The sequence below is a fragment of the Bradyrhizobium ottawaense genome (assembly GCF_900099825.1).
Classification (GTDB): Bacteria; Pseudomonadota; Alphaproteobacteria; order Rhizobiales; family Xanthobacteraceae; genus Bradyrhizobium; species Bradyrhizobium ottawaense_A.
Genome location: NZ_LT629693.1, coordinates 5,572,776 through 5,594,018, shown reverse-complemented (window position 1 = coordinate 5,594,018; position 21,243 = coordinate 5,572,776). Strand labels below are relative to the sequence as shown.

Annotated in this window: 20 protein-coding genes; 14 read left to right on the top strand and 6 right to left on the bottom strand. The window is 63.7% G+C overall.

Annotation, left to right across the window (positions count from 1 at the left end; all coding sequences use genetic code 11):
* Positions 1–53 precede the first annotated feature (53 nt).
* The 7 genes from bufA2 (BLR13_RS26090) (at position 54) to BLR13_RS26060 (ending at position 6,212) form a co-directional block, all read left to right on the top strand.
* Entirely contained in the window at positions 54–317 is a 264-nt protein-coding gene (gene bufA2, locus BLR13_RS26090) for a BufA2 family periplasmic bufferin-type metallophore (RefSeq protein ID WP_074817960.1), read from the top strand.
* Between the two features lie 187 nt (positions 318–504).
* Positions 505–762: a BufA2 family periplasmic bufferin-type metallophore gene (bufA2, locus tag BLR13_RS26085; RefSeq protein WP_244524940.1), complete on the top strand. Its 258-nt coding sequence runs from the start codon at positions 505–507 to the stop codon at positions 760–762.
* A gap of 174 nt (positions 763–936) precedes the next feature.
* Positions 937–1,788, top strand: coding sequence for an MNIO family bufferin maturase (gene bufB, locus BLR13_RS26080; RefSeq protein WP_074831101.1), 852 nt, complete (start codon positions 937–939; stop codon positions 1,786–1,788).
* Positions 1,785–2,588 (top strand): HvfC/BufC N-terminal domain-containing protein, encoded by an 804-nt coding sequence (locus BLR13_RS26075; protein WP_079585904.1) that lies wholly within the window; start codon positions 1,785–1,787, stop codon positions 2,586–2,588. The genes bufB and BLR13_RS26075 overlap by 4 nt, the downstream gene beginning before the upstream one ends.
* 14 nt (positions 2,589–2,602) lie before the next feature.
* Positions 2,603–3,394: a creatininase family protein gene (locus BLR13_RS26070; protein WP_074817963.1), complete on the top strand. Its 792-nt coding sequence runs from the start codon at positions 2,603–2,605 to the stop codon at positions 3,392–3,394.
* On the top strand, positions 3,391–4,377 hold the full coding sequence (locus BLR13_RS26065; protein WP_244524939.1) for a hypothetical protein: 987 nt from the start codon (positions 3,391–3,393) through the stop codon (positions 4,375–4,377). Before BLR13_RS26070 ends, BLR13_RS26065 begins: the two co-directional genes overlap by 4 nt.
* Positions 4,378–4,511: 134 nt before the next feature.
* Positions 4,512–6,212, top strand: a complete 1,701-nt coding sequence (locus BLR13_RS26060) for a SulP family inorganic anion transporter (RefSeq protein WP_074817965.1) — start codon at positions 4,512–4,514, stop codon at positions 6,210–6,212.
* On the opposite strand, the gene BLR13_RS26055 is transcribed toward BLR13_RS26060, so the two are convergent.
* Complete coding sequence (locus BLR13_RS26055) at positions 6,209–7,627, bottom strand: FAD-binding oxidoreductase (protein ID WP_091976751.1); 1,419 nt, start codon at positions 7,625–7,627, stop codon at positions 6,209–6,211. The genes BLR13_RS26060 and BLR13_RS26055 overlap by 4 nt on opposite strands.
* Before the next feature lie 113 nt (positions 7,628–7,740).
* Between BLR13_RS26055 and BLR13_RS26050 the strand changes: the two genes are divergently transcribed.
* Positions 7,741–8,226 (top strand): thioesterase family protein, encoded by a 486-nt coding sequence (locus tag BLR13_RS26050; protein WP_074831104.1) that lies wholly within the window; start codon positions 7,741–7,743, stop codon positions 8,224–8,226.
* Positions 8,227–8,230: 4 nt separating this feature from the next.
* Here the strand turns inward: BLR13_RS26050 and BLR13_RS26045 are convergent, their stop codons facing one another.
* A complete protein-coding gene (locus BLR13_RS26045; protein ID WP_074817970.1) occupies positions 8,231–8,404 on the bottom strand; it encodes a DUF1328 domain-containing protein in 174 nt (57 codons plus the stop codon).
* 289 nt (positions 8,405–8,693) lie between these two features.
* Here BLR13_RS26045 and BLR13_RS26040 point away from each other — a divergent pair, with 289 nt between their 5' ends.
* From BLR13_RS26040 to BLR13_RS26025, 4 genes are all read left to right on the top strand, one after another.
* The gene (locus BLR13_RS26040; RefSeq protein ID WP_074817972.1) at positions 8,694–11,324 is read left to right on the top strand and encodes an ATP-dependent helicase; all 2,631 of its coding nucleotides are present in this window, start codon (positions 8,694–8,696) and stop codon (positions 11,322–11,324) included.
* Between the two features lie 138 nt (positions 11,325–11,462).
* Positions 11,463–12,584, top strand: a complete 1,122-nt coding sequence (locus BLR13_RS26035) for a DUF2336 domain-containing protein (RefSeq protein ID WP_074817974.1) — start codon at positions 11,463–11,465, stop codon at positions 12,582–12,584.
* 219 nt (positions 12,585–12,803) lie between these two features.
* Positions 12,804–13,727: an ABC transporter ATP-binding protein gene (locus BLR13_RS26030; protein WP_074831106.1), complete on the top strand. Its 924-nt coding sequence runs from the start codon at positions 12,804–12,806 to the stop codon at positions 13,725–13,727.
* On the top strand, positions 13,724–14,485 hold the full coding sequence (locus BLR13_RS26025) for an ABC transporter permease (RefSeq protein WP_074817976.1): 762 nt from the start codon (positions 13,724–13,726) through the stop codon (positions 14,483–14,485). The genes BLR13_RS26030 and BLR13_RS26025 overlap by 4 nt, the downstream gene beginning before the upstream one ends.
* A 168-nt stretch (positions 14,486–14,653) precedes the next feature.
* Here the strand turns inward: BLR13_RS26025 and BLR13_RS26020 are convergent, their stop codons facing one another.
* Entirely contained in the window at positions 14,654–14,986 is a 333-nt protein-coding gene (locus BLR13_RS26020) for a hypothetical protein (protein ID WP_074817978.1), read from the bottom strand.
* A gap of 301 nt (positions 14,987–15,287) precedes the next feature.
* Here BLR13_RS26020 and BLR13_RS26015 point away from each other — a divergent pair, with 301 nt between their 5' ends.
* The gene (locus tag BLR13_RS26015) at positions 15,288–16,088 is read left to right on the top strand and encodes a L,D-transpeptidase (protein WP_074817980.1); all 801 of its coding nucleotides are present in this window, start codon (positions 15,288–15,290) and stop codon (positions 16,086–16,088) included.
* Between the two features lie 44 nt (positions 16,089–16,132).
* Here BLR13_RS26015 and BLR13_RS26010 read toward each other — a convergent pair whose 3' ends face one another.
* From BLR13_RS26010 to BLR13_RS26000, 3 genes are all read right to left on the bottom strand, one after another.
* Positions 16,133–16,591 (bottom strand): DUF6691 family protein, encoded by a 459-nt coding sequence (locus BLR13_RS26010; RefSeq protein ID WP_074817982.1) that lies wholly within the window; start codon positions 16,589–16,591, stop codon positions 16,133–16,135.
* Between the two features lie 3 nt (positions 16,592–16,594).
* Complete coding sequence (locus tag BLR13_RS26005; protein WP_074817984.1) at positions 16,595–17,020, bottom strand: YeeE/YedE family protein; 426 nt, start codon at positions 17,018–17,020, stop codon at positions 16,595–16,597.
* A gap of 103 nt (positions 17,021–17,123) precedes the next feature.
* A complete protein-coding gene (locus tag BLR13_RS26000; protein WP_074817986.1) occupies positions 17,124–19,406 on the bottom strand; it encodes a fused MFS/spermidine synthase in 2,283 nt (760 codons plus the stop codon).
* Positions 19,407–19,638: 232 nt separating this feature from the next.
* Here BLR13_RS26000 and BLR13_RS25995 point away from each other — a divergent pair, with 232 nt between their 5' ends.
* Positions 19,639–21,240, top strand: coding sequence for a phytoene desaturase family protein (locus BLR13_RS25995; protein ID WP_074817987.1), 1,602 nt, complete (start codon positions 19,639–19,641; stop codon positions 21,238–21,240).
* Positions 21,241–21,243: the final 3 nt, after the last annotated feature.

Here is a 21,243-nt window from a genome sequence, read left to right as displayed (position 1 = left end):
CGGATGCTCACGGCGTCACCTTTTGTCTTCAAACAATCATCGAGGAGATCGTCATGAAGTTGAATTCCAAGTCCGGCGCCACGCTCGCAGCCGCCGCCGCTACCCTGTTCCTCGCCGGCGCAGTCGCCACCACCACGTCGAGCCCGGCAAACGCCGCGCAGGGCAAGTGCATGGCCGGCAACGCCTGCAAGGGCCAGAGCGCCTGCAAGGGCGGTACGAATTCCTGCAAGGGCCTGAACGCCTGCAAGGGCACCGGCTTCTCGATGACCTCGCCCGGCAAGTGCGCTGCCATGGGCGGCGCTTACGTCAAGGGTTGATCGCCAAATGCAAAACAGGGCTCGGCATTCATGCCGGGCCCCTCTGGGTTGCGGCCGATGATTAAAAAAAATTAAGCTGGCCGTGTAACCAAAACAAATTGGAAGCGTAGCTCTCACCAGGTGCACTCTTGAGCCGAAACGGTCGCGCTCGCGGGCGATGCATCGACACAATTGTTGGAGGATAAACATGAAGATGACTTCCAAGTCCGGCGCCGCCATTGCCGCCGCTGCAGCCACTCTGTTCCTGGCCGGCGCCACCATGTCGACCGTGTCCTATGCCGCCGGCGAAGGCCACTGCATCGGCGCCAACGCCTGCAAGGGCCAGAGCGCCTGCAAGGGCGGCAACCATTCCTGCAAGGGTCAGAACGCCTGCAAGGGTCAGGGCTTCTCGGCCATGACCAAGGAAAAGTGCGACGCCGCCAAGGGCAAGTTCGAACCGGCGTAACGCTGCGGCGATCCGGAGCGAGGCCCGGTGTAGGCCGGGCCTCATTTCCGTGGTAATTTGATCGCCAGCTTTGGAACCTCCCGGTTCGTTTGGCGGTACCGTTCGAGCGGAGACGACATGAACGTCGCAAGCAGATTGCCAGACAGTTCGGCCGCGGCGCTTGCAGACCGCCCGATGCAAACGGCGAAGCCGGCCTTCCTTGGCTTCGGTCTCGGGCTTCGCCACCAGCATTACGACGAAATCCTCAACGGAAATCCTGACATCGACTGGTTCGAGGTCATCAGCGAAAATTACATGATCCCCGGCGGCCAGCCGCTGCGCACGCTCGACCTAATCCGCGAACGCTATCCGGTCGTGATGCATGGCGTCTCGCTGTCGATCGCTTCCACCGCGCCGCCCAATTTCGAATATCTGCAAGGCTTGAAAGACCTCGCCAGGCGGGTCGAGCCGAAATGGATTTCGGACCATCTGTGCTGGACCGGCGTGCACGGCAAGAACCTGCACGATCTGCTGCCAATCCCCTACACCTCCGAAGCGCTCGACCACGTCGTCAGCCGCGTTCAGCTGGTCCAGGATTTGCTCGGCCGCGCGCTCGTGCTCGAGAATGTCTCGACCTACGTCCAGTTCAACAATTCTGAAATGACGGAATGGGAGTTCCTTTCGGAACTGTCGCGCCGCTCCGGCTGCTGGTTACTGTTCGACATCAACAACGTCTATGTCAGCGCCTTCAACCATGGCTACGATCCCTTGACCTTTCTCAACGGAATTCCGGCGGATCGCGTGGTCCAGTTCCATATGGCCGGCCACAGCCATATGGGCACCCATATCATCGACACCCACGATCATCCGGTGTGCGAGGATGTCTGGGATCTCTATGTCGCGGCTCTGAAGCGGTTCGGCCGGGTCTCGACCATGATCGAGCGCGACGACAACATTCCGCCGCTTGCCGAATTGCTCGAGGAAGTGAACCGGACCCGGGAGATCGCCGACAAGGTGTTGCCGGCGACGGGCAAGCATGTAGGATGAGTAACCCATCCGGGATGAGCGATTTCGCGCGACAGCAAGCTGAATTTCAGCGCGGCATCCTGACCGACGACGATACGGTGCTATCAGAAATTCTCGATAGCCCCCGCGAAAAGCGCGACACGCTGTTCGGCGTCTATCGCTATGCCTACGGCTCGCGGCTGGTCGATGCGATGCGCAATGATCACGGATTGCTGCACCTCTATCTCGGCGATGAGATGTTCGACGAGATGGGGCATGCCTATGTCAAGGCGCACCCGTCCGAGCACCCGAACCTGCGCTGGTTCTCGCAAGGCCTGCCGGATTTCCTGAAATCGGCGGAGCCCTATTCAAACCATCCCGTGCTGTCCGATCTCGCCGCGCTGGAAAAAAACCTCAACGACGCCTTCGACGCCGCGGAAGGCCCGGTGGTGGATCTTTCCGCCATGGCCGGCTTTTCGCCGGAAGCCTGGCCCGATCTCGAATTCGTTCCGCACCCCAGCGCCTCGAGGCTGGATCTCGCGACCAACGCGTCTGCGGTGTGGCTGGCGCTCAAGAACGAAGAGACCCCGCCCGACGCGGCCGTGCTGGAAGAGCCCGCGCGCCTCTTGATCTGGCGTCAGGACACGACGCCGATGTTCCGCGAGCTTTCGACTGAGGAAGCGATGATGTGGGATGAAGCCGCGAACGGCGTTCCGTTCGGCGTGCTCTGCGAAATGCTCGCGACCTATGACGACCCCGATGGCGCGGCGGCGCGCGGCGCGGGCTATCTGCACGGCTGGATTACATCGGGACTTTTGACGGGTGTTTCCATCGGCGCTTAGATGAAAGGCCGGCCATGGGCGCGGACACCGATCGCCATTTCATCGAGCGAATGACGTGGCAGCAAGTCGCCCGTCGTATCGGTGACGGCGCGGCAGCGATATTGCCGATCGGTGCCGCCGCCAAGCAGCACGGCTTCCACCTTCCCCTCAATACCGATCGCCTTCAGGCCGAATGGCTCGCCGCCAGGATTGCCGAACCTGTCGACGCCCTGATCTGGCCGACGCTGACCTACGGCCATTATCCGGCCTTCGTCGAATATGCCGGAAGCAGCAGCCTGTCGGCGGCGACGTTCGAGACGCTCGTGCACGAAGTCGCGGCAGGGATTCTCGGCGGCGGATGCGGAAAGCTGCTCGTGCTCAATACCGGTATCAGCACGCTGGCCCCGGTCGATCGCGCGCTGGCGCGCCTGAACACCAGCCGCGTGATGCATGTGTGGACCCACGGAGGCCCGCGTTATCCCCGTGTTGCGAAAGGGTTGGCGCAACAGGGCCACGGCAGCCACGCCGACGAGCTCGAGACCTCGCTGATGCTGGCGCTGGCGCCGCACCTTGTCGATATGGCGCGTGCCGAGGCGAGCCCGGCCATGACCCAGGACACGCCGGGTCCGCTGACGCCGTCGGATCCGAATTCGCCGAACTACAGCCGTTCCGGCAGCTATGGCGATCCGACGCTGGCGACATCGGCCAAGGGCGAGATGTTGCTGGCCGCCATGCTCGACGACCTCAACGAGCACGTTGCCGCTTTCGTCGCAAAGCCACCTGCCGCCGAACCGAAACCCGCCACGATGCAAAGCCCGTCGCGATGAGGAACGCCACCGCCCTTCGCTGGATCGCGGCTGGCGCCGTCATCGCGGCCATGCTGGCCAGCGTCATATCCTTCCGCGCCGACGCGCAATCGGAATATATGCGCGGCAATCGCATGCCCTACGATGCCTTCGACGCCCTGCCCAAGACCGATCTCGAAATCGCAGGCGGCACCATCCATGTTGCGTTCGCGCCCGGTGACATTGCTTTGCCGAAGGAAAAGGTGCTGGACTGGATCCGGATGTCGGCCAAGGCGGTCTCGACCTATTACGGACGTTTTCCCGTCAGCTCGCTGAGATTGCTGCTGGTGCCGATCGATGGCGCGCGCATACGCGGCGGCACCACGTGGGGCTATCGCGGCGCCGCCATCCGCATCCCACTCGGCCGCGATTCCACCGAGGATGTGCTGCGGCGCGATTGGGTCATGGTGCACGAGATGGTGCATACCGCCCTGCCCGATCTCGACCAGCGCTATGACTGGTTGTCGGAAGGCCTGGCCGTCTATGTCGAACCAATCGCGCGGGTGCAGGCCGGCGATTTGTCGGCGCGCGCCGTCTGGCGGGATATCATGCGCGACATGCCCAAGGGCTTGCCGGAGAGCGGCGACCAGGGCCTCGACAATACCGACACTTGGGGCCGCAAATATTGGGGCGGCGCGATGTTCTGCCTGCTCGCCGATATCGAAATCCGCAAACGGACCGACAACCGCCTCGGCCTGCAGGATGCGATGCGCGGCGTCCTGTCGGCCGGCGGCAATCACGAGAAGGATTGGTCGCTGGATCGCGTTCTTTCCACCGCCGACAAGGCGGTCGGCGTCGACGTGCTGACGCGTCTTCACAACGAGATGGGACCTAAACCGGTAACGCCCGACCTCGCGGCGCTGTGGCGTGATCTCGGGCTGAGATTGCAGGGCGAGAACCTCGAATTCGACGATGCCGCGCCGCTCGCGGCGATCCGCAAGGCCATCACCGAGCGGCACGGCTGACAACGCCATCCTGTTCGCACGCGCAATAGACGTCTGGCGAAGTCTGCATAAAGGAAGCCTTGCACAAAGCTGGCTTTTCGGCGCGCGATATTGGAAGGTTGCCCGACTTGCTGCTGCGCAGAGAGCCTGACTTGATGACCGAGAGCACACTTACCAAAACCAGCTGGCCGGTGTTCCGTTCGCTGGCGTCGTTCCGCCCGAGCGACCTGCCGGGCGACCTGATCGCGGGCCTGACCCTGGCCGCGATCGCGATCCCCGAACAGATGGCCACCGCACGGCTCGGCGGTTTCTCGCCGCAGATCGGCTTCTTCGCGTTCATCGCGGGTTCGCTGGGCTTTGCCATGCTCGGCGGCAACCGCTTCCTGTCCTGCGGCGCGGATTCCACCATCACGCCGATCTTCGCCGGCGGCCTGGCACTGCTGGCGACATCCGGCTCGCCTGACTATCAGGCGCTCGCCATCGCGCTGGCGCTGCTGGTCGGCGTCATTCTCGTCGTCGGCAGCCTTTTTCGTCTTGGCTGGATCGCCAATCTGCTCTCGACGCCGGTAACGGTCGGCTTCCTCGCCGGCATTTCCGTGCACATCCTGGTCTCGCAAATGCCCGGCGTGCTCGGACTGCCATCGCCGAAAGGGCCGACGCTGGATAAGATCGCGGCCCTTGCGCAGCATCTCGGCGAAAGCAACCTCTACACGCTCATCATCGGCTTCGGCGTGCTCGCCGTCGTCGCCGGATCGGAGAAGATCAGTGCGCGAATTCCCGGCGCGCTGATCGGCCTGATCGCGGCGACGGCGGCGGTGATCCTGGGCCATCTCGAAAGCAAGGGCGTCAGCGTGGTCGGCGTCGTGCCGGGCACGCTGCCGACGCCGTCGCTTCCCGAACTCGCGCCCGAGCGTTGGGTGAAGCTGGTCCCGCTGGCGTTCCTGATCGCCATCGTGGTGATGGTGCAGACCGCAGCGACCACGCGCTCCTTCCCTTCCGATCCGGACAAGCCGGCCGACGTCGATCGTGATTTTCTCGGTGCCGGAGCCGGCAGTATCCTTGCCGGCCTGTTCGGCGCGTTTCCGGTCAACGCCAGTCCACCACGGACCGGCATCGTGTCGGAGACCGGCGGACGAACCCAGATCTCCGGGCTGTTCGCCGCCACGATCGTGCTGGCGCTGCTGGCATTCGGCGCCACGCTGTTGCAGCACGTGCCGGAAGCCGCCCTCGGCGGCGTGCTGCTGTTCGTGGCGCTGCGGATCATTCGCCTCGGCCAGATCGTCACGATCTATCGCCAGTCGTTCGGCGAATTCCTGCTTATCGTGGCGACGGCAGCCGCGATCATCGTGCTGCCGATCGAACAGGGCGTCGCCGTCGGCATCGCGCTATCGCTGCTGCACGGAATCTGGAGCACGACACGCGCACGCCTGGTTCAGTTCGATCGCGTGCCGGATACCACGATCTGGTGGCCGGCCAATCCGCACATGCCCGGCGAACGCAGCCCCGATGTCGCCGTGGTCGGCCTGCAGGCGCCGCTGTCGTTTCTCAACGCCTCGAATTTCCGGTCCGACGTGCTGCACGTCATCAGGACCTCGACGCCAAAGCCGCGGTTGCTGGTGCTGGAAGCCAGCGGCATCCTGGAGATCGACTTCACCGCCGCGCAGATCCTGCTCGATCTCATCAAGCAATGTGGCGAGGATGGCGTCACCGTCGCCATGGCCCGGCTCGAATCGACGCGGGCGCAGGAAGCGTTCGCGCGCTTCGGGATTTACGACGTGCTGCCGAAGGGCTGCATCTTCCACAGCGTCGACCAGGCAATCCATGCGCTGGCCGGCAAGACCCAACCGGCGAGCTAAACCGCCGGCACGATCTTGCCGGGATTGAAGATGTTCTGCGGGTCGAGCGCCTGCTTCAGCGCGCGCATGGCGTCGATCGCCTCGGGGCCGAGTTCGGCCTTGAGGTATTTCTGCTTGCCCTGGCCGATGCCGTGCTCGCCGGTACAGGTGCCCCCCATCGACTGCGCGCGCTCGACCAAGCGATGCATGAACTCCTCGCCGCGGGCCATTTCGTCGGCATCGTCGACGTCGCAGACCAGCGAGCAGTGGAAGTTGCCGTCGCCGACATGGCCGACGATCGGCGACAGCAGGTTGAGCCGTTTCAGGTCTTCCTCGGTCTCGGTGACGCAATCGGCCAGCCGCGAGATCGGGACGCAGACGTCGGTCGCGACCACGCCGGCGCCGGGACGCAGCGCCTTCACCGACCAGTAGGCGTCGTGCCGCGCCTGCCAGAGCTTGGTGCGATCTTCCGGCCTGGTGGTCCAGGTGAAATCGCCGCCGCCGCATTCGCCGGCGATTTCCTTGAAGTTTTTCGATTGCTCGGCAACATCATTGGCGCTGCCGTGAAATTCCAACAGCAACAGCGGCGTCTCCGGCAGGGTCAGTTTCGAATAGGCATTGCAGGCGCGCACCTGCTCGGCATTGAGCAGTTCGATACGCGCGACGGGAATGCCGGTCTGGATCGCCAAAATCGTCGCCTGGCAGGCACCGCGCACGGTCTCGAACGAACAGGCGGCGGCCGCGATGGTGTCGGGAATGCCACGCAACTTGATCGTCAGTTCGGAGATGATGCCCAGCGTTCCTTCGGCGCCGACGAACAGATGCGTCAGGTCGTAACCGGCGGAGGATTTCTTCGCCCGCGTCCCCGTCGTGATGATCTCGCCGTCGCCGCGCACCACTTTGAGTGCCAGCACGTTGTCGCGCATGGTGCCGTAGCGGACCGCGTTGGTGCCGGACGCACGGGTCGACGCCATGCCGCCGAGCGAGGCGTCGGCGCCGGGATCGATCGGAAAGAAAACACCCTGGTCGCGCAGATGCTCGTTCAGCGCCTTGCGGGTAACGCCGGGCTGGATCACGCAGTCCAGATCGTCGGCGTGCACTTCCAGCACCTTGTTCATGTCGCGCAGGTCGATGCAGATGCCGCCGGCGGGCGCATTGACCTGGCCCTCCAGCGAGGTGCCGGTGCCGAAGGCGATGACGGGAACGCTGTGCTTGGAACAGATCCGCACCACGTCCTGGATGTCCGCGGTTTCCTGCGCCATTACCACCGCGTCCGGCGGCTGGGTCGGCAGCCAGGTGGTGGTATGGGCATGCTGTTCGCGCACCGCTTGCGAGGTAATCAACCGGTTGCCGAACCGCGCCGCCAGCGCCTCAATCGCACTCGCCAGCGCCTGCGGCTCCGGCCGCGTCGGATTGTTCGAAATCGTCATCGCCACGCAAAATTCCTCCCGGCTTTGAGACGACCGTGGCAAAGGATATAAAGGGGGTCAAGAGAACAAAGGGATGGATGATGACGACGGATGCCGCCACCAGGAACCGCTTGAAGGATATGCCGTTGCCGCCGGCGCCGTTCCTGTCATCGGTGATGCAGATCGAGCCGCAATGGATCGACTATAACGGCCATCTCAACATGGCCTATTACAATGTGATGATGGACCGTGCGATCGACGAGATGTGGCTGCAGCTCGGGATCGGACCCGGCTACATGAAGGAGCGCCACGGCTCGACCTTCACCGCCGAATGCCATGTGCGCTATCTGCGCGAGATTCACCTCGGCAATCCCGTGCAGGTCTCGGTCTATCTGCTGGCCGCCGATGAAAAGCGCATCCACACGTTTGAGGAACTGCGGCACGCCACCGAAGGCTGGATCTCGGCCACGTCGGAGAACATGACCGTTCATATCGACATGAATGCGCGAAAGGTCGCGCCCTTCCCGCCCGACATCCGCGCCCGCATCCAGGCTGTGGTGGATAGCCACGCGGCCGTCCCACAGCCCGAGGGCACCGGACGCAAGGTCGCGATGCCCTCGAAATAGATCGCTAGACCCGGCTGCGCCCGCGCGCCAGCCCAACCACGGCCGAGACCAGGAACAGGATCACGGCGATGAAGAAGATCGTCTTGGCGATTTCGATGGAGACGCCGGCGATGCCGCCGAAGCCCAAAATGCCCGCGATCAGTGCGACGACCAAAAACGTTACAACCCAGCTCAGCATGACAGGACCTCTGTTGTCGGTTTCTCCTGCGATGGCAGCGACCGAAACCGTCGCTCATCGGCTGCAGAAATAATCCAGGCCGGGAACGAAGGTTCCTGGCGGCGAAACCCCGAAATTTGACGATTCGCGCGGAACCAAACCGTGAGGCCGCTCGAAAGCCAGCCTTCAAGAACGCTGGGATAAAACCTGTCAAAACGGCCGATCAGGCCCTATATGGCCCGTAATCCCTGTTATGAAGGCTCCCCTTCATCGCCCCACGGTGCCATCGTGGGGACAACACGATTCGCGAATGACCGAGCCGAGCAAACTGCCTCATCACGGCGTCCCCGAGCACCAGCCTGCGGCTGGCGGCATCGCTGCGCGTGCGCGGGCGGCGGCCGGTCCGCAATATCTCACCGGCCTCAATCCGGAGCAGCGCGAGGCGGTGGTCTCATTGGACGGACCGGTTCTGGTGCTGGCCGGCGCCGGCACCGGCAAGACCCGGGTGCTGACCACCCGCATCGCCCACATCCTGAGCCAGGGCCGGGCCCGGCCGCACGAGATCCTGTCGGTGACCTTCACCAACAAGGCGGCGCGCGAGATGAAGCTCCGCCTCGGCCAGATGCTCGGCCAGGCCGTGGAAGGCATGCCGTGGCTCGGCACCTTCCATTCGATCGGCGGCCGCATCCTGCGCATCCATGCCGAACTGGTGCAGCTCAAGTCCAATTTCACCGTGCTCGACGTCGACGACCAGGTCCGGCTGCTCAAACAGCTATTGCAAGCCGAAAACATCGACGACAAGCGCTGGCCGGCGCGCATGCTGGCCGGATTGATCGACGGCTGGAAAAACCGCGGACTGACGCCCGCGCAGGTTCCCGCCGGCGAGGCCGCGGTGTTCGGCAACGGCAAGGGCGGCAAGCTCTACGCCAGCTATCAGGAGCGGCTGAAGATCCTCAACGCCGCCGATTTCGGCGATCTGCTGCTGGAGAATATCCGCCTGTTCCGCGAGCATCCCGACGTGCTCCGGCAGTACCAGAACCGGTTCAAGTTCATTCTGGTCGACGAATATCAGGACACCAACGTCGCGCAATATCTGTGGCTGCGGCTGCTGTCGCAGGCGCCGTCGCGTGCCGGTGTGCCGCTTTCGGCGATTATTCCGGGTGCGACAGATACTGCAGTTGTCGCGGAGAATGCTGCCTCGCCCGTCATTCCAGGGCACGCCGAAGGCGTGAACACGGAAGGTCGAGATGGAGAAGGCTCATCCCCAGCTTCCGGGTCTGGTCCTCCGGACCATCCCGGAATGACATCCCCTCCGCAGGCCCCCCTCAAGAACATCTGCTGCGTCGGCGACGACGACCAGTCGATCTACGGCTGGCGCGGCGCCGAGGTCGACAACATCCTGCGCTTCGATCACGATTTTCCCGGCGCCAAGGTTATCCGCCTGGAACGCAATTACCGCTCCACCGGCCACATTCTCGCCGCCGCCTCGCACCTGATCGCGCACAACGAAGGCCGGCTCGGCAAGACGCTGCGCACCGAGGATGTCGACGGCGAAAAGGTCACCGTGACCGGCTCCTGGGACTCGGAAGAGGAAGCCCGCGCCATCGGCGAGGAGATCGAGGATCTGCAGCGATCGGGCGAGAATCTCAACGAGATCGCGATCCTGGTGCGGGCCTCGTTCCAGATGCGCGAGTTCGAAGATCGCTTCGTCACGCTTGGCCTGTCCTACCGCGTGATCGGCGGTCCGAGGTTCTATGAGCGGGCCGAAATCCGCGATGCGCTCGCCTACCTGCGGGTGATCAATTCGCCCGCCGACGATCTTGCCTTCGAGCGTATCGTCAACGTGCCCAAGCGCGGCCTCGGCGACGCCACCGTACAGATGCTGCACGACCATGCCCGCAAGCGTCGCATCCCCCTGTTCGAAGCCGCGCGCGCGGTGGTCGAAACCGACGAGTTGAAGCCGAAGGCGCGGGGCTCCTTGCGCGAGCTGATCCTGCATTTCGACCGCTGGCGCGCCCGGCGCGAGGTGACCTCGCATACCGAGCTCGCCGAAATCGTGCTCGACGAGAGCGGCTACACCGACATGTGGCAGAAGGACCGCTCCGCCGACGCCGCCGGGCGGCTGGACAACCTGAAGGAGCTGGTGCGCTCGATGGAGGAGTTCGAGAACCTGCAGGGTTTCCTCGAACATATCTCGCTGGTGATGGACCGCGACGGCGGGCCGGATGAGGAAGCGGTGTCGCTGATGACGCTGCATTCCGCCAAGGGCCTCGAATTCGACAACGTGTTCCTGCCCGGCTGGGAAGAAGGCCTGTTTCCGAGCCAGCGCACGCTCGACGAACAGGGCCGCGCCGGCCTCGAGGAAGAGCGGCGCCTCGCCCATGTCGGCCTGACCCGCGCGCGCCGCCGCGCCAAATTGTATTTCGCCACCAACCGGCGCATTCACGGGACCTGGTCGACCACGATCCCGTCGCGCTTCCTCGACGAATTGCCGTCGCCGAATGTCGAGATCACGGAGTCCAAGGGCGGCTCCGGCTGGGGCGGCAGCGGCGGCTATGGCGCCTCGCGTTTCGACAACGTCGAATCCTTCGGCTCCAGCTACACGACGCCGGGCTGGCAGCGGGCGCAGGCCAATCGCGCGAAAAATCGTGGCGGCGGCGGACAGGCGCGGGGCGGCTTCGACGAGGCCCAGTCATCCTATGGCAGCTCGCGCGGCGAGACCGGCGGTTTCGCGCGCAACAAGCGCGGCCCGATGGTGATCGAAGGCGAACTGGTCGCGAAATCCACCGGCACCGTTTCCGAATTCTCGCTCGACGACCGCGTGTTTCACCAGAAATTCGGCTACGGCCATGTGGTGAAGGTCGACGGCAACAAGCTGACGATCGCGTTCGAGAAGGCCGGCGAGAAGAAGGTGGTCGATAGTTTTGTGGAGCGGGTGTAGCCCCCTCGCGGCCGCCCCGGCCGGAACAGCCCGCCAACTGCGCGGCATTTGAATGAATTGTTAGACCGAAAACTCGCAGGTGCCGGAATAGCCTTCGGCCCAGCGATCGTTGGGTCCGTTCATCAGAGTTATCAAGAAATGACCAAGGTAAATCCATTTCTCAGCGATCTCGACGAGGTCGTCGCGCGCGGCACCCCGGGAAGCCGGGCGCGGGCGTTGTGGCATACGACCGATCTGATGATGGCGGGCCGTTACAGCGAAGACGAAATCTGGACCTTCGGCGTCGTGATCGGCCGGCTCGCGGACGAGATCGAGGTCGCGGCCCGCGCGCAGCTCGCAAAACGGCTGGCCCGCTTCAACGACGCGCCGATCAACGTCATTCACAAGCTCGCTTTCGATGATTCGATCAATGTGGCCGCTCCCATCCTGCTGGAGTCCGAGCGACTCGAGCCTTATGCGATGGTCGCCAATGTCTGCCTCAAGAGCCAGATGCATCTGCTCGCGATATCGAAACGGGAGACCCTGGTGGAGATGGTCACCGATGTGCTGGTGACCCACGGCAACCAGGAAGTCGTGACCTCCGTCGCCTCCAACGAGGGCGCGCGGTTCTCTGAGGCCGGGTTCCGGCACATGATCGAGCATGCCGAGAGCGATTCCATTCTCGCCGAGCGGCTCGGTCTGCGCGCCGACATTCCACGACATGTTTTCGAGCAGTTGGTCGCAAAAGCGTCGGACGAGGTGAAGAAGCGGCTGCACCGCGAACGCCCCGATATGGTCCAACCGATTCAGTCGACGGTGGCCAATGTCGCGAACGAACTGCAGTCCAAGCTCGGCCCGGCTTCGAAGAGTTACGCCATCGCGAAGCTAGCCGTGACCGCCCTGCATCGACAGGGCAAGCTGAATGAGAACACCATTTCCGGCTATGCACGCTCCCGCAGGCTTGAAGAAGTCACGATCGGTATGGGCCTGCTGAGCAAGCTGCCTGAAGATGCGATCGAGCGCGCCCTGTCGGACACCAACCGGGAAACGCTGCTGGTACTGTTCAAAGCCCTCGGCTTTTCGTGGGCGACAACAATGTCCCTGCTTTTTCTGGGCGCCCGGGATTACCGTATCGGCGCGCGAGAATTGAAGGGCCTGGAAGGCGAGTTCGGCCGCCTCAACATCGAGACATCTCGCGACGTCCTGAAATCCTATCAATCTCGCAACACCTCCGGGGATGCCACCCCCGGTACCAAGACGCCCGCGCTTGCGGCGCGTTGAAATATCAGACCCGGATTTTGCCGGCCAGACAGCCTGCACCGCACTGAATTGTGGCAGCCCTCATGTAAGGCAAGCTGTTGCTGTCGGATCGGTTTCCTGGCGGAGTGGCGCTTGCGCGGCCGCATCCGAGTTCCTATTTGTGGAAACTCGCCCCCAGATCAGGCCTGCCGCGCCTTTTGATCGCTTCCCGCATTTGCGACTCATATTGTCATGCTCTCCATGTCCCCCATCATATCTGTCTCGAATCTGTCAAAAACCTACGGCTCCGGCTTCAAGGCGCTGAACGGCATCAATCTGGACATCAATCGCGGCGAAATCTTCGCGCTGCTCGGCCCGAACGGCGCCGGCAAGACCACGCTGATCAGCATCATCTGCGGCATCGCCAACCTGAGCGAAGGCCAGGTCTTGGTGAACGGCCATGACATCAACCGGGATTATCGCGCCGCGCGCTCGCTGATCGGACTGGTGCCGCAGGAACTGCACACCGACGCCTTCGAATCGGTATGGGCCACCGTCAGTTTCAGCCGCGGCCTGTTCGGCAAGCCGAAGAACCCCGCCCACATCGAGAAGGTGCTGAAGGACCTCTCGCTGTGGGACAAGAAGGACAACAAGATCGTCACGCTGTCCGGCGGCATGAAGCGCCGCGTGATGATCGCGAAAGCGCTGTCGCACGAGCCGCAGATCCTGTTTCTCGACGAACCGACCGCAGGTGTCGACGTCGAATTGCGCAAGGGCATGTGGGAGGTGGTGCGCACACTCCAGGCCTCCGGCGTCACCATCATCCTGACCACGCATTACATCGAGGAAGCCGAGGAGATGGCCGACCGCATCGGCGTCATCAACAAGGGCGAGATCATCCTGGTCGAGGACAAGGCCGGCCTGATGCAGAAGCTCGGCAAAAAGGAATTGAAGCTGCACCTGCAGAGCAAGATCGACGCCATCCCCGCTTCGCTCGACGCCTACAATCTCGAACTGTCCGATGACGGCCACGCGGTGACCTACGACTATGACACCAAGGGCGATCGCACCGGCATTACCAGCCTGCTCAGCGACCTCAGGAGTGCCGGCATCCGGATCTCGGACCTCGATACCAGGCAATCCTCGCTTGAAGACATCTTCGTCAGCCTGGTGAGGGCGCCATGAATTTCCGGGCGATCCGCGCAATCTATCTGTTCGAAATGGCGCGCACCTGGCGCACGCTGCTGCAGAGCATCGTCTCGCCTGTGGTGTCGACCTCGCTGTATTTCGTGGTGTTCGGCGCCGCGATCGGCTCGCGCATCACCCAGGTCGAAGGCGTCAGCTACGGCACCTTCATCGTGCCGGGGCTGGTGATGCTGTCGGTGCTGACCCAGAGCATCGCCAACGCCTCGTTCGGAATCTACTTTCCGAAGTTCGTCGGCACCATCTATGAAATCTTGTCGGCGCCGATCTCCTATTTCGAGATCGTGATCGGCTATGTCGGGGCGGCCGCGACCAAATCGATCATCCTCGGCCTGATCATTCTCGCCACCGCGGCGCTGTTCGTACCGCTGCAGATCCATCACCCCTGGTGGATGCTGACCTTCCTGGTGCTGACGGCGGTGACTTTCAGCCTGTTCGGCTTCATCATCGGCATCTGGGCCGACGGCTTCGAAAAGCTGCAGATGATCCCGATGCTGGTGGTGACGCCGCTGACCTTCCTCGGCGGCAGCTTCTATTCGGTCAACATGCTGCCGTCGGGCTGGCGCACCATCACGCTGCTCAATCCGGTGGTCTACCTGATCTCGGGTTTCCGCTGGAGCTTCTACGAGATCGCCGACGTCAGCGTCGGTTTGAGCATCGGCGTCACGCTCGGCTTCCTTGCGATCTGCATGGTTCTGGTGTGGTGGATCTTCAAGACCGGATACCGGCTGAAGAATTGACGCCGAGAATATTTCTCCGTCATGGCCGGGCATAGCCGTCCAGAGGACGGCGTCGCTTCCGCTCGCCTATGCCCGGCCATCCACGCCTTACCTTACGCCTGCTCTAAGACGTGGATGCCCGGGACAAGCCCGGGCATGACGATCTTACTTGGCGTACAGACGACTGAATTATCGATAACACCGGAAATGACCGTAGCGATTGTAGTACCCGCGGCAGCGATAGCCGCGCCGGTATCCACTATCGGGTATTCCGAACACGCCCTTGACCGCGCCCATGGCGCCGCCGACGCCGGCTCCGACCGCACCACCGACCACGCCGCCTACCGGGCCGGCGACCCGGTTACCTTCGTAGGAGCCTTCCTGCGCCCCGCGCACGATGCCCTGGGCGTGTCCGGCATGGGGAAGCGCCGATAGCGCGAGGACAATGGCGGCCATCGCGAGCCAGAACCTGACCGGTAAGCCCACAGGCAGCGCTGCCGTCTTGACCCTGATTTTCTTCATCTTCGTTATCTTCGTTCCTTGGGAAGCCAGCGTTTTACGACCGGGGAAGCGGGACTTTCCAACGCGGGACAGGCGAAAAAGTTGCGCGGCGGCTACCCGGGAAGTGAAGCCACTGCCTCGCCGCTCGCGAAAAAGTCAGCGGCGGCGACCCCAATCGGCCCCGGCACCGCCTTGATTGCGCCGTGGGACGCATTAACGATGCAGTTGCAGCCTGCTGGAAACATAGCCGGATTCCGGGCATATTGGATGCCGGGGGACGGAGAGAAGCGGTGCTGCAGCTGGCCCGGAGGCCAAAGGTAAAATGCGTTCCTTCCTCATTGCTTTCACCGCACTGACGCTGCTGACGTCGGGCGCCGCGCAGGCCAAAGTCGCCATCACCATCGACAAGGATAACCAGCGGATGACCGTCGCCGTCGACGGCGTCGAGCGTTATCACTGGCCGGTATCGTCAGGCATTCCTTCACGTGAGACGCCGGGCGGCAGTTTCCGCGCCTTCCGCATGGAAGAAGACCACTTCTCCAAGGAATTCGACGACGCGCCGATGCCGCACTCGATCTTCTTCACCAAGCAAGGCCATGCCATTCACGGCACCGATTCCGTGAGCCGTCTCGGCACTCCCGCCTCGCATGGCTGTGTGCGGCTGTCGCGCGACAACGCCTCGACGCTGTATGCGCTGGTCCAGCAGGAAGGCGTGCTCAACACCACGGTGACGCTGACCGGCTCGGCCCAGGTCGCGATGGCGCGCAATCCGAAGCCGCGCACCAACAACGCCGTCGCGCGCCGCGACCCACAGCCGCAGATCGACCAGCAATATGAATCCGCCGGCGATCCCGTCGTGATCACGCCACAACAGCGCATAGTGCCGATACAGCGCGCCGATACGGTGCCGGTGCAGCGCGCCGATGACGGCTACATCTATCCGGCCGACGGCTCTTCCAACGAAGCGCGCTATCCGGCGCCGCCGAGCCGCCGCGTCTACGACACTCAATCCTATCAGCAGCAGCAATATTACGGTAACCGCGGCTACGCTCCGGCGCCGCAGGGCTACTACCAACCACGACCGCAATATCAGCCGCGCGGGCTGTTCACCTATCAGGACTAGCCGACTGCACTCCCAGCGATCGCAGCATCACTCCGATCGCAACCTCATCCGTCCGTCGCGCTCGCAAGCGGGCTGTTGCGCTGGGCGGTCAGCCGCGATTTCTGCGAGACTTCGTGAAGCGCCATGCCGATGGCCATCGCGACGACAAAGACGATGACGCCGGGCGACAGCGTCGCGAGACTTTCCAGCGCTGGTCCCGGGCACAGGCCGACAAGGCCCCATCCAATACCGAACATCGCGGCGCCGGCCACCAGCGGCAGGTCGATCTCCGATTTGCTTGGCCAGAAATATTGTTTGGCCAGCCATGGCCGCGGGCGCTGGTTGGCCAGCATGAAGCCGGGCACCGAAACCGCGAGCGCCGCAGCCATCACCACGGCAAGGCTCGGATCCCACGCGCCGAAGATATCGAGAAAGCCGAGAACCTTGGTCGGCTGCACCATGCCGGAAATGAGCAGGCCCGCCCCGAAGATCAGACCGCACACCAGAGGCGCAATGATCCACATGGCTCAACCTCCCAGAATATGATGCGTGATGGCGACCGTGATCACGGCCGTCGCCATGAAGACGATGGTGGCTGCAATCGAGCGCATCGACAACCGCCCGATCCCGCAAATGCCGTGACCCGAGGTGCAGCCACCGCCGAGCCGGGTGCCGAAGCCGACCAGCAGTCCCGCGGCTGTTATGATCACCCAGTTCGCCGGCAGTTTGGGCGGCGCCATCCCGTAGCCGATCCAGCCGGCGATGATGGGTGCCAGGATGAGCCCGGCGATGAAGGCGATGCGCCAGCCTTTGTCCTCGCCGCGCAGATTGAGCAGGCCGCTGAAAATGCCGCTGATGCCGGCGATGCGGCCGGTCAGCAGCATCAGCAGCACGGCGGAAACGCCGATCAGCACGCCGCCGATCGCGGCCGACAGGGGTGTGAAATTGGCCATAGCAGGTTTCCGTTTGTTAGGTTGGCCCGCTGAATCATAGGCGCACCCTGTACAATGGCAACGCCGTTTACAGTGGCCGCGCTGCCTGCAACGGCTGCGCCGTTCACTGCTCCCCGTCGCGCAGCCGCCGCCAGACCGCACCGAGTACGTTGGAATAGTCGTCGGTCCAGACCCGCTGGTTGTCTTCGGCCTCGGTCAGCGCCCACACGTCCGACGACGCCAGCTTGCCGACATCGGCCTCTTCCCGCGCCGACACCACGACCGAGGTCGAGAAGATGTACTCGTTGTCGCGGCCGGAATCCTCGCTGTAGACCCAGCTCTTCATCTCGTTGGCATCGGCAATGCCGACAATGACGCTGGCAAGTTCCAGATGCCGGTTGGAAACATGCATCACCACCGCGCCCTGCGGCGCCAGCTTTTCCTTATAGATTTCCATCGCCTCTTCGGTCGCGAGATGAATCGGGATCGCATCCGACGAATAGGCGTCGACGATGATCAGGTCGTAGATGCCGTTGGGCTCCCGCGCAAACGTCAGGCGCGCATCGCCGATCACGGGCTTCAGGTTCGGCTCGCAGTTCTGGATATAGGTGAAGTATTTCGGATCGCGCGCGGTATCGACCATCGACTGGTCGATCTCGAAAAACTTCCAGTCCTCGCCGGGCTCAGACGCGCAGGTCAGCGTGCCCGACCCGAGCCCGATCACCGCCACGCGCAGCGGCGCCCCCTTGCGCTCGCGCACCGCCGTGATCGCCTGACCGATGCCGCCGTCCTTGTGGTAATAGGTGATCGCCTCGGGCCGGCCGGTGACGGGGGTGCCGTCGTCGTTCTTGAATTTTTCCGCGCCGTGTATCGTCGTGCCGTGCATCAGCACGTGATACTGCCCGTTCGGCGTCACCACGATCTTGTGGACGCCGAAGAAGCTGCGCACGGTTTCCACCCGCCCGTCGTCGGAAGGATAGGCCCGCAGCAGCAGCAGGGCGACGGCGACGGTGGCAAAAATCTTCCAGCGGCTGACGTTGAGGCCGAGCGCCAGCAACGCCGAGAGCACGCCGACCGCGCCGATCACCCACACCCTGTGATCATCGATCCAGCTGAACAGTTTGCCGGTGGAATAGGACGGCGCGATCAATGCGACCGCCAGCACTGCGAGGAATGGCCAGTACCAGGCGCTCCAGCGTGGCAGGCGCTCATTCCCGGACGGACGGCACAACGCCGCCAGTGCCAGCAGGATCGGATATTCGGCGACCCAGGAGAAGGTGAACGGCGCGATCAGGCCAGCAAACAACCCGCCGACCATGCCGCCGAACGACAGCGCGACATAGAAGCCGGTGAGATATTTCGCCGCCGGCCGGGTTCGCGCCAGTTCGCCATGGCAGGCCATCGCGATGACGAAGAAGCAGAGCTGATGCCCGCCCAGCGTCAGCAGTAGATTCTGCTCGCCGCCCACCGCCAGCAGGATCACCACGCCGGCGATCGCCAGCGGCTGCGCCAGCAGCATCCACTTGTGCGGCAGCAGCGGCCGTGACTGGAACACCAGCACCCAGGTCAACAGATAGAGCGACAGCGGCAACACCCACAGCAAGGGCGCGGCGGCGACGTCGGTCGAGATATGCGCGGTCACGGCGATCAGGAGGCCCGACGGCACCGCGGCCAGGAAGATCCAGCGCGCGCGCACCGTCCAGGATGGCGCCGGCGCATTGGCGTCGTCGGCCGGCATGTTCAACGCGGCGGCATTGGCCGGCGAGCGCAGCAGCAGGATGCCGCACGCCGCGATCAGGACGATCAGCAGCCCATAGCCGCCGGTCCAGATCAGGTTTTGCGTGCGCAGCGTGAACATCGGCTCCAGCAGCACCGGATAGGACAATAGCGCCAGAAAGCTGCCGATGTTCGAGGAGGCGTAGAGGAAATAAGGATCGGGGCCGTTGGGATGACCGGTGCGAACGAACCAGGCCTGCAGCAGAGGGTTGTTGGCAGCGAGCGCAAAGAACGGCAGCCCGATCGAGACCGCAAACAGGCCGAGCAGCCAGAACGCGTAACCCGAGGTCGGCGGCTCGCCCCACCCGGTTGCGATCGACAGCGGCAGTGTCAGCAGCGCGACCGCGAGCAGCACCAGATGAACCGCCACCGGAATCGCGCGGTTTTTGATCTGCATCAGGAAATGCGCATAGGCGTAGCCGCCGAGCAGCAGCGACTGGAAGAACACCATCGCCACCGACCACACCGCCGGCGAACCGCCGAGCCGTGGCAGCACCATCTTGGTAAACAGCGGTTGCACCGAGAACAGCAGCAGCGCACTGACGAAGATCGCGGCGGTATAGACCACCAGGATCAGCCGGTTTCGCGCGGCGGACGACTGGTCCGTGACGACAGATGGCTCAGAAGTCATGAAAGCTCCGGCTAGAACCCGGCGGGCGCCGGCGGCGGGAATTTTGGCAGGGTTGTGCCAGAGGCCTTGAGTGGAGCATATGGCAACTTGCCGAGCAATGCGGGATAAGACGTGTCGTTCCGGGGCGATGCACAGCATCGAACCGCCGGGGAACATCGAGATTCCGGGTCTGGTCCTGCGGACCATCCCGGAATGACGCGCGCCACACTAATCAAACCTTCTTGAAGCGAACATGAACGAAGCGGACGTCGTCATTATCGGTGCGGGGCATAACGGCCTCACTTGTGCGGCCTATCTCGCGATGGCCGGGCTGCGCGTGAAGGTGGTCGAGCGCCGCAAGGCGGTCGGCGGCGCTGCTGTCACCGAGGAATTCCACCCCGGCTTCCGCAATTCTGTAGCGGCCTATACCGTCAGCCTGCTCAATCCGCAGATCGCCGCCGACCTGAAACTGGCCGATCACGGCCTGCGGATCGTCGAGCGCCGCGCCCAGAATTTCCTGCCCGCGCCCGATGGCAGCTATCTCTTGACCGGCGAAGGCCGCACCCGCGCGTCGGTCGCCAAACTGAGCCCGCGCGATGCCGACCGTATCGAGACGTTCTCGCGCGAGTTGGAGACCATCGCCGACGTGCTGCGGCAATTCGTGCTGCGCGCGCCGCCGAACATCGTCGAAGGCCTTGGCGTCGGCGCCATTCGCGAGGCCGTCAACGCGCTCGGCACCGCCAACATTCTGCGAACACTGCGGCTGGAAGCCCAGCGCAACCTGCTCGATCTGTTCACCTGCTCGGCCGGCGAGATGCTTGACGATCGCTTTGAAAGCGATCTGGTCAAGGCGCTGTTCGGCTTCGACGCCATTGTCGGCAACTATGCGAGTCCGTATGCCGCAGGCTCCGCCTATGTGATGCTGCACCACGCCTTCGGCGAAGTGAACGGCAAGAAAGGCGTCTGGGGCCACGCCATCGGCGGCATGGGCGCAATCACGCAGGCGATGGCGCGTGCCGCGCGCGGCCATGGCGCCGAGATCGAAACCGACGCCGGTGTGCGCGAAGTGATCGTCGAGCGCGGCCGCGCGGTCGGCGTCGTGCTCGACAACGGCACAACCATCCGCGCGAAATATGTGGCATCCGGCGTCAATCCGAAATTGCTGTACACGCGGCTGATGCCGCCGGGCGCGCTGACGCCGGAATTTCTCGACCGTATCGGACGCTGGCGCAACGGCTCCGGAACGTTCCGCATGAATGTCGCGCTCAGCGCACTGCCCTCCTTCTCGGCGCTATCAGGCATGGGCGATCATCTCACCGCCGGCATCATCCTCGCACCGAGTCTCCCCTATATGGATCGCGCCTGGCAGGATGCCCGCAGCCATGGCTGGAGCCGCGAGCCCGTGGTCGAGGTACTGATCCCCTCGACCCTCGACGACTCGCTCGCGCCCGCAGGACAGCATGTCGCGAGCCTGTTCTGCCAGCATGTCGCGCCGGAATTGCCGGACGGAAAATCATGGGACGACCACCGCGAGGAGGTCGCCGATCTCATGATAGCTACCGTCGACAGATACGCGCCGGGCTTTGCGGCGAGCGTGATCGGGCGCCAGATCCTGTCGCCGCTCGATCTGGAGCGGCAGTTCGGCCTGCTCGGCGGCGACATCTTTCACGGCGCGCTGACGCTCAATCAATTGTTCTCGGCGCGGCCGATGCTGGGCCATGCGGACTATCGCGGGCCGCTGAAGGGCCTCTACCACTGCGGCTCCGGCGCCCATCCCGGTGGCGGCGTCACCGGCGCTCCCGGCCACAACGCCGCGCGGGTGATTTTGGGGGATCACCGGGCGCTGTTTGGATGACGC